General features: G+C 63.5%; 8 protein-coding genes. 6 read left to right on the top strand and 2 right to left on the bottom strand.

Annotation, left to right across the window (positions count from 1 at the left end; all coding sequences use genetic code 11):
• Positions 1 to 165: 165 nt before the first annotated feature.
• From FJ423_RS24225 to FJ423_RS24200, 6 genes are all read left to right on the top strand, one after another.
• On the top strand, positions 166 to 657 hold the full coding sequence (locus tag FJ423_RS24225) for a DUF2840 domain-containing protein (RefSeq protein ID WP_140845558.1): 492 nt from the start codon (positions 166 to 168) through the stop codon (positions 655 to 657).
• Positions 654 to 1199, top strand: coding sequence for a S26 family signal peptidase (locus tag FJ423_RS24220; protein ID WP_140845557.1), 546 nt, complete (start codon positions 654 to 656; stop codon positions 1197 to 1199). The genes FJ423_RS24225 and FJ423_RS24220 overlap by 4 nt, the downstream gene beginning before the upstream one ends.
• Before the next feature lie 36 nt (positions 1200 to 1235).
• The gene (locus FJ423_RS24215) at positions 1236 to 1565 is read left to right on the top strand and encodes a DUF736 family protein (RefSeq protein ID WP_140845556.1); all 330 of its coding nucleotides are present in this window, start codon (positions 1236 to 1238) and stop codon (positions 1563 to 1565) included.
• 110 nt (positions 1566 to 1675) lie between these two features.
• Entirely contained in the window at positions 1676 to 2338 is a 663-nt protein-coding gene (locus FJ423_RS24210) for a lytic transglycosylase domain-containing protein (RefSeq protein WP_246680271.1), read from the top strand.
• A gap of 251 nt (positions 2339 to 2589) precedes the next feature.
• Positions 2590 to 4329 (top strand): VirD2 family relaxase/mobilization nuclease, encoded by a 1740-nt coding sequence (locus FJ423_RS24205; protein WP_140845554.1) that lies wholly within the window; start codon positions 2590 to 2592, stop codon positions 4327 to 4329.
• 89 nt (positions 4330 to 4418) lie between these two features.
• Positions 4419 to 4805 (top strand): hypothetical protein, encoded by a 387-nt coding sequence (locus tag FJ423_RS24200; protein ID WP_140845553.1) that lies wholly within the window; start codon positions 4419 to 4421, stop codon positions 4803 to 4805.
• Here the strand turns inward: FJ423_RS24200 and FJ423_RS24195 are convergent.
• Both FJ423_RS24195 and FJ423_RS24190 read right to left on the bottom strand, forming a co-directional pair.
• The gene (locus FJ423_RS24195; RefSeq protein WP_140845552.1) at positions 4727 to 6037 is read right to left on the bottom strand and encodes a type II toxin-antitoxin system HipA family toxin; all 1311 of its coding nucleotides are present in this window, start codon (positions 6035 to 6037) and stop codon (positions 4727 to 4729) included. The two genes, FJ423_RS24200 and FJ423_RS24195, sit on opposite strands and share 79 nt — an antisense overlap.
• A complete protein-coding gene (locus FJ423_RS24190) occupies positions 6037 to 6291 on the bottom strand; it encodes a helix-turn-helix transcriptional regulator (RefSeq protein WP_140845551.1) in 255 nt (84 codons plus the stop codon). The genes FJ423_RS24195 and FJ423_RS24190 overlap by 1 nt, the downstream gene beginning before the upstream one ends.
• Positions 6292 to 6407 lie beyond the last annotated feature (116 nt).

The raw sequence follows: 6407 nt of genomic DNA, 5'->3' as shown, positions 1-6407 counted from the left end.
GTGCTTTCGGGAACCGCGATCGGCCTTAAGGAACGGACCCGAAACGAAAAATCGCGCTCTTAACTTGGAGTCTAACTCTCAATCTAACATTCTTGCGGAGCAGCCGCGGATCGACCGCGGGGAGCAGAAGCCGCGATTTGTCGGCCGACGCGGTGGAGGCGACGCATGACGCGGTTTCCTCAATCGACGCCGCGCGCCGGCCTCACGACTGTGGAGCTGATCTGGATCGAGAAGCGGATCGAGCACCGGATCCGCTTCGGACGCCCTGCCGATCAGACGATCATCGACACGCGGCGTCGCGTCGTGGGATTTGCGCCGGGCAGTGTTTTTGCCTTCGTGCGCTGGGCGGCGAATGATTTTGGCACCGTCGTTTCGTGCATCGACATCGTGCGCGCCGTCTTGCCCTCAGAAGCTTACCAGACGCTGCCTTACGTCCGGCCAGGCGCCGAGATCCTGCTCAAGATCGCAGGCTGGGACAAGGTTGAGCGGGTTCTTCAACTGATCGATGCGATCGAGGCGATCGGCCTTGATCCGGTCGATGCCGCCCCTGACTATTGGTGTCAGACCCACAACCGACTGGTTGCCGGCGGAACGCCGCGCGCCTATTCGCTCGAGCAGCACCGGGCCTTTCTGTTGCGCAAGCGAGCGACATCATGAGCCGGGCCGCCTGCGTGGCCGTGACGCTTGCGGCCGTTGCCGCGATCGTCGCTCCAGCTGCTGTGGAAATGCCGCCGCTGCTGCTATGGAACGCATCGGCCAGCGCACCCCTCGGGCTCTATGCGATCCGGAGAATGGCCGTTCCAACGGCCGGCGCGCTCGCCGTCATCGAACCGCCGGAGACCGTCGCTCGGTTCGCCGCCAAGCGCGGTTACCTTCCGCTTGGTGTGCCAATGCTGAAGCACATCGAAGCGCTTCCTGGACAGGAAGTTTGTCGCGTTGCTGGCGTTATCATGGTCGACGGGATCGCGATGGGCACCGCACTGGAGCGCGATCGCAAGGGACGCGCGCTGCCTGACTGGCAGGGCTGCCACATCATCGCCGCCGACCAAATCTTCGCCATGAACCGGGATGTCCAGGACAGTCTCGACGGCCGCTACTTCGGCCCGTTCCCGGCGAGCTCGATCATTGGGCGCGCGATGCCGCTTTGGACCGACGAGAGGGGCGATGGCCACTTCACCTGGCTCGCTCCCGCGAACTGAAATTCAGCACAGCCAACAAGAGGAAGGAGATTGTCCATGGCCGAGATCGGCGTCTTCCAGGAAACGGAATCCGGTTACTCCGGACGCATTCGAACGCTGCTCGTGGACGTCGAGCTGGCGCTTGTCCCGATCAGGACGTCCAACGGCAATGCGCCGGATTTTCGCATTCACATCGGCGATGGCAGCGGCCCCGAGGTCGGCGCGGCCTGGAAGGAAACCGGGCAGACGGCTGGCGACTATCTGTCCTGCCGATTGGAAGATCCGCTGTTTGGCCGACGCTTTCGCGCCGGTCTCTTCCGCTCCGACGACGGTTCCTGGTCGCTGCGCTGGATCCGGCCGAAATCGCGGCCGGAGCGTGCTCGATGAGTGCGCCATCGGCGCCGAAATATGCGCACGAAAGCCGCCCCGTCAGTTGGTTGCCTGGTCGGAGGCAAGCACGTTGGCTTGTCGCTGGCATGCTGATTTTTTGTCACGCGATGACGGAGGCCGTTGCACAGAGCGCCCCGGGGCCACGCATGCCCGCGGACGATCCATATGCCGCGCATATCGCCGAGGCGTCGCATCGCTTCCGTATTCCTCAGCTCTGGATACGGGCAGTCATGCACCTCGAGAGCGCCCGCGACCCGCGCGCCGTCTCGCGAAAAGGGGCAGTGGGTCTGATGCAGATCATGCCCGAAACCTGGGCTGAGCTGCGCCTGCGTCACCAGCTCGGCAGCGATCCTTATGATCCGCACGACAACATCCTTGCCGGCACCGCCTATCTTCGCGAGCTCTATGATCGATACGGTTCACCGGGGTTTCTCGCTGCCTACAATGCGGGGCCGGCGCGCTACGAAGCGTCCTTAAAGGGCCGCCCGCTGCCGGCCGAAACCCGCGCCTATGTTACGAAGCTTCGCCCTTTGTGGCGCGGCGGTGATGCGCCCGGCGCGCTCACCGCCGGTCATGCGAAGGCCATCACTTGGAACCTCGCGCCGCTGTTCATAGTGCGGTCCGGGTCCCTGGCCGGTTCCAGTCGTTCGTCCGGCGAGCACGCTTCTTTCGAGGTCTCATCGTCACTGTTGGTGCGCAAACTTTTTGCGGCCAGTTCGCAGCCGCGCCGACTGTTCACCGGGTCTTACGTCCGGACATCGCGGCGATGATGAAGTCTCCGCCAAATCGCGCCCCGGCGCCTCTTTGGACGTCGCAGGCTTCGAGGCGCATAGGGCACAAGGCGACAAGGCAACAACCGAAGGATGGCAAGATAAAAGGGCGCACATTGTGCTGCGGTCGGTTGGTTGCATTTATTGGGTTTTTTGCCGCTTCTCGCACATTGCGGCACCTCGGCGCAATGTGCTGAGAACATGCAAATTGTTGTATTTGCTGTACTTATGGCAAGGTGAGGGCGGGCGCCGTGTCTGATGAGCACGAGTTCCGTATCCGTCCGGGCCGCATTCGCTCGACGCGAGCTCAATCGTCGCGGCCCTTCATCGCCCAGGCGCTTGCGGCAGCGCAAAAGGCTGGCGGCAGCGTGTCCCGGTCAGGCCGGATCGGGACAGGCAAGCGCTCGCAGTTCGGACGCGGCAGGGCAGCGAGCCTTCAAGCCAACCGCTTCCTCACCGGCCGCTCCCGCATCTGCACGATCAAGACCCGCGTGGTTCGCCATTCGAAACGTGGCGCGCCGCTGGCGACCCACCTCAATTATTTGCGCCGCGAGGGCGTCACACGCGACGACACGAAAGCCCGAATGTTCGGACCGGAGGTCGACGATGCGTCGACTGCGGATTTCGTCAAGCGCTGCAACGAAGACCGGCATCATTTCCGCTTCATCGTCTCGCCCGAGGATGCCGTCGAAATGGCCGACCTGAAATCCTTCACCCGTGATCTCATGGGCCGGATGCAGAAGGATCTCGGCACATCGCTCGACTGGATCGCGGTCGATCATTGGAACACCGACAATCCTCATGTCCACGTCATCCTGCGCGGCCGGGCCGACGACGGCCAGGACCTGGTGATCTCGCGCGACTACATCAGCCGCGGCATGCGCGATCGCGCCAGCGAGCTCGTCACGCAGGAGCTTGGCCCCCGGTCGGATCTTGAGATCCGCCGGCACGTCGAGCGCCAGGTCGAGGCCGAGCGGTGGACCGGGCTCGACCGCCAGTTGCTCCGCGACGCAGGCGACAACGGTGTCATCGATCTTGCGCCACGTGCCGGTCGCCAGCCTGACGAATTCATCGCGCCAAAGATCGGGCGGCTGCGCAGGCTGGAAACGCTCGGCCTCGCTGAACAGCTCGGTCCTGGCCAATGGATCGTCAGCGAGAGAGCCGAGGCGACGCTGCGCCAGATGGGTGAGCGCGGCGACATCGTCAAGCGCATGCATCGGGCATTCGCGGTCCGCGACATCGAACGCCCGAGCGCCAGCTATGTGCTTGCCGCTGAGAACGTCGATGAGACGATTGTCGGCCGTCTGATCGAGCGCGGACTGGATGACGAACTCAAGGGCACGGCCTATGCGGTCATCGATGGCGTCGACGGACGTTGTCATCATGTCCGGCTCGCCGATCTCGAGGCGACGGGCGACGGCGCGCCGGGCTCAGTCGTCGAACTGCGCAAATTTGAGGACGCTCAGGGACGCCCGCGGCTGGCGCTTGCCGTGCGCTCCGATCTCGACATCGACAGACAGGTGGTTGCGGAGGGGGCGACCTGGCTCGACCGGCAGGCGCTTGCCCGTCCTGCGGCGGCTCTTTCCGACGGCGGCTTCGGTGCCGAGGTGCGCCAGGCGCTTGATCGGCGCGTCGAGCACTTGGTCGGACTGGGGCTGGCCGAGCGGCAGCCGGGCGGGACCGTCTTTGCCGGCAACTTGATCGACACGCTGCGCCGCAGGGAGCTCGACGCGCTGGGCGGCAGGATCGCGACCCAGACCGGCCGCTCGTTCAACCGTGCGGCAAGCGGCGAATTCGTGTCCGGCACCTACAGCCAGCGCTTTGCGCTCGCGTCCGGCCGTTTCGCGATGATCGACGATGGCCTCGGCTTTCAGCTCGTGCCCTGGACGCCTTCGCTCGAAAAGCACCTTGGCCAGCGTGTCAGCGGCAGCGCGCGCGGCGATGGCGGTGTCGATTGGAGCTTTGCCCGCAAGCGCGGGCTAGGTCTCTAGCAGCAGAACGAATGATCCTGCCATGTCGGCCGCGAAAAATCCTTTGGGGGGCAGATCTCACGGTTTTCCTGAGCCGTGGTGCTGACGACTTGGACGGCGACACAATTGCGGTATGCAGACTTGGCGTTCGGCGGCACCTCGGGCCGCGCTGGTCGGTCGCGCCGGCCTGCCCGTTAACTTATGCGCCTGCGCGCGTGCAGGAGGCGGGCGAACGCTACGAGGCCTTCGTCACGGCGCGCGACAGCCTGGCGATAGGCGCGAAGCTGCGGCAGGAGATTCCGAAGATGGCGATCCGGTGGGTGCCGACAAGAGGCTTAGCTGCGCCGCAGGGGGATGTCGATATCGAATGTCCAGGTTGGGTGGCCCTGAATTTTGTCCGGCCGCCCTCCGGGCTTGATCAGCGTGTCTCGGCGAGGATTATCGCGCGCCTGATTATCGCCGATCTGACCGACTCGACGAGCTGTGCGGGAAAGTGACGTGGCAGCGACGAAATCACGGCCTCGGTCCACCGCTCGGCATTTCCGGAGATGTCTTCGAAAATCTTGCGCATCAGGGGCGCCCCCACGCCGGAAATGTCTGCAGTCTGCATGAAATGGCGGGGCACAATTTCATGTATGGAATAATGCCGGCTCTTGCCGGCAGACATCGCCAGCTTGAATTTCTTGCGAGGGATCTGCCCAGCATCAAGGCTGGGCTGCGCGGTCAGCACGTCATAGAGCGGCGTCATCCGAAACCGCCCGCCGGGCCCGAGAAAAATGCTGAAGTTCTTGGCGTGGCCGTCGGTCGCGCCAATGAGCCAGAATATTATGCAGGCACGCAAAAACAGCGAGATGTCGTCTTCGGGCCTGTCACTGCCCTTAAGAAGCTCGATAATCGACGGCATGCCGGGACCGCCCTCTGACTGGTACTTGCGTGTTGGCGGGACCGACAGTGCTTGACACATATCCTCCTGTGGAAGGCGCATGAGACGGCCATCCGCGGTCCACAACCGGTCGAACCGCTCGACGATCAGGGTACGGCGCTCCCCGAAGTCGGCGATCTCAGTTTTGGCGGCGGGAACGCCGAAAGCATCGATCAGCTTAAGGCACAGATATTCGTTCTCAACGCTGTTGGAGAGGTCGATGCCATTCGGCAACCTGCCGATCTGCGGTTTCAGGATGTGGGTGGTCGCCGCCGTGCCGACCGGCTTGTACCAGCGTCTGTCCTTGCGTAGCAGCGCCGTCTTTTCCTGGGCACCGGCGATCGAGATGCGGAAATCCTCATCCTCGCCGAGGCCAAGCGGGGCGACAGCGAGGTTTGCGATTATCCCGGCGATATCCTTTTTGCTGACCGGCTTGCCTTCGCTGCTGCCAGGACTGCCGGGATCCACGCCATCAGGCAGGAATTGCAATGCGCCGACGCAGTCATGGCCGAGGGCGGCAAGCATGCTGTAGGCGTCGGTGCCCTCCGCCCCGACACGTTCGGCAATACGCTTGCGGATGCCGTCATTGTCGGGAAGCAGGTTGTCGAAGACATTGACTACAGGCGCGCCGATATAGCGGTCCTCCCGCAAGGGAAGCGAAAGCGAGACAGGGAAGGTGCCGTGCCAGTCCAGCCATTCGCGGGCATATTGAAAGTCCACGGCGCCGGTGGATTGCCTGCGCAGCACGCCCACCAGCCGACCGTTCACGAAGACATTTAGCGGCGTGTGAGCCGGCCGCCGCGCCATCAGAACAGGTCCGCGATCTCGGTCGCGCTGCTTTTGCTGCGCGGGCGAACGACGAGTTCAAGGTCGAGGGCGGAGAGCGCAGCCATCAACGTACTGAGCTGCACTGCCGGCTCGCCGGCTTCAAGACGAGACATGGTGGCCTGACGCAGGTGGATCCGGCTGCCAAGCGTCTCTTGCGTGAGATCGGCTTGCCTGCGGGCGCGACGCAGAATGGCGCCGAGTTGCTTTTCGTTGCGAGCGATCTGGTGGGTCATGGTCGTCTCCTGGAGCGTATATACGCGATCGCGTATGGCTTTGCAATATACGTGATCGCGTATAAATCTGTCGCATACGCAAATGCGTATAGCTACAGGATATACGCAATCGCGTA

The organism is Mesorhizobium sp. B2-8-9, assembly GCF_006439475.1.
In the GTDB taxonomy this organism is placed as follows: domain Bacteria; phylum Pseudomonadota; class Alphaproteobacteria; order Rhizobiales; family Rhizobiaceae; genus Mesorhizobium.
This window is presented reverse-complemented; position numbering and strand designations above follow the sequence as displayed.

Coding starts and splice junctions, on each gene's coding strand:
- FJ423_RS24225 (WP_140845558.1), top strand. CDS start 166: ATGACGCGGTTTCCTCAATCGACGCCGCGCGCCGGCCTCACGACTGTG.
- FJ423_RS24220 (WP_140845557.1), top strand. CDS start 654: ATGAGCCGGGCCGCCTGCGTGGCCGTGACGCTTGCGGCCGTTGCCGCG.
- FJ423_RS24215 (WP_140845556.1), top strand. CDS start 1,236: ATGGCCGAGATCGGCGTCTTCCAGGAAACGGAATCCGGTTACTCCGGA.
- FJ423_RS24210 (WP_246680271.1), top strand. CDS start 1,676: ATGACGGAGGCCGTTGCACAGAGCGCCCCGGGGCCACGCATGCCCGCG.
- FJ423_RS24195 (WP_140845552.1), bottom strand. CDS start 6,037: ATGGCGCGGCGGCCGGCTCACACGCCGCTAAATGTCTTCGTGAACGGT.
- FJ423_RS24190 (WP_140845551.1), bottom strand. CDS start 6,291: ATGACCCACCAGATCGCTCGCAACGAAAAGCAACTCGGCGCCATTCTG.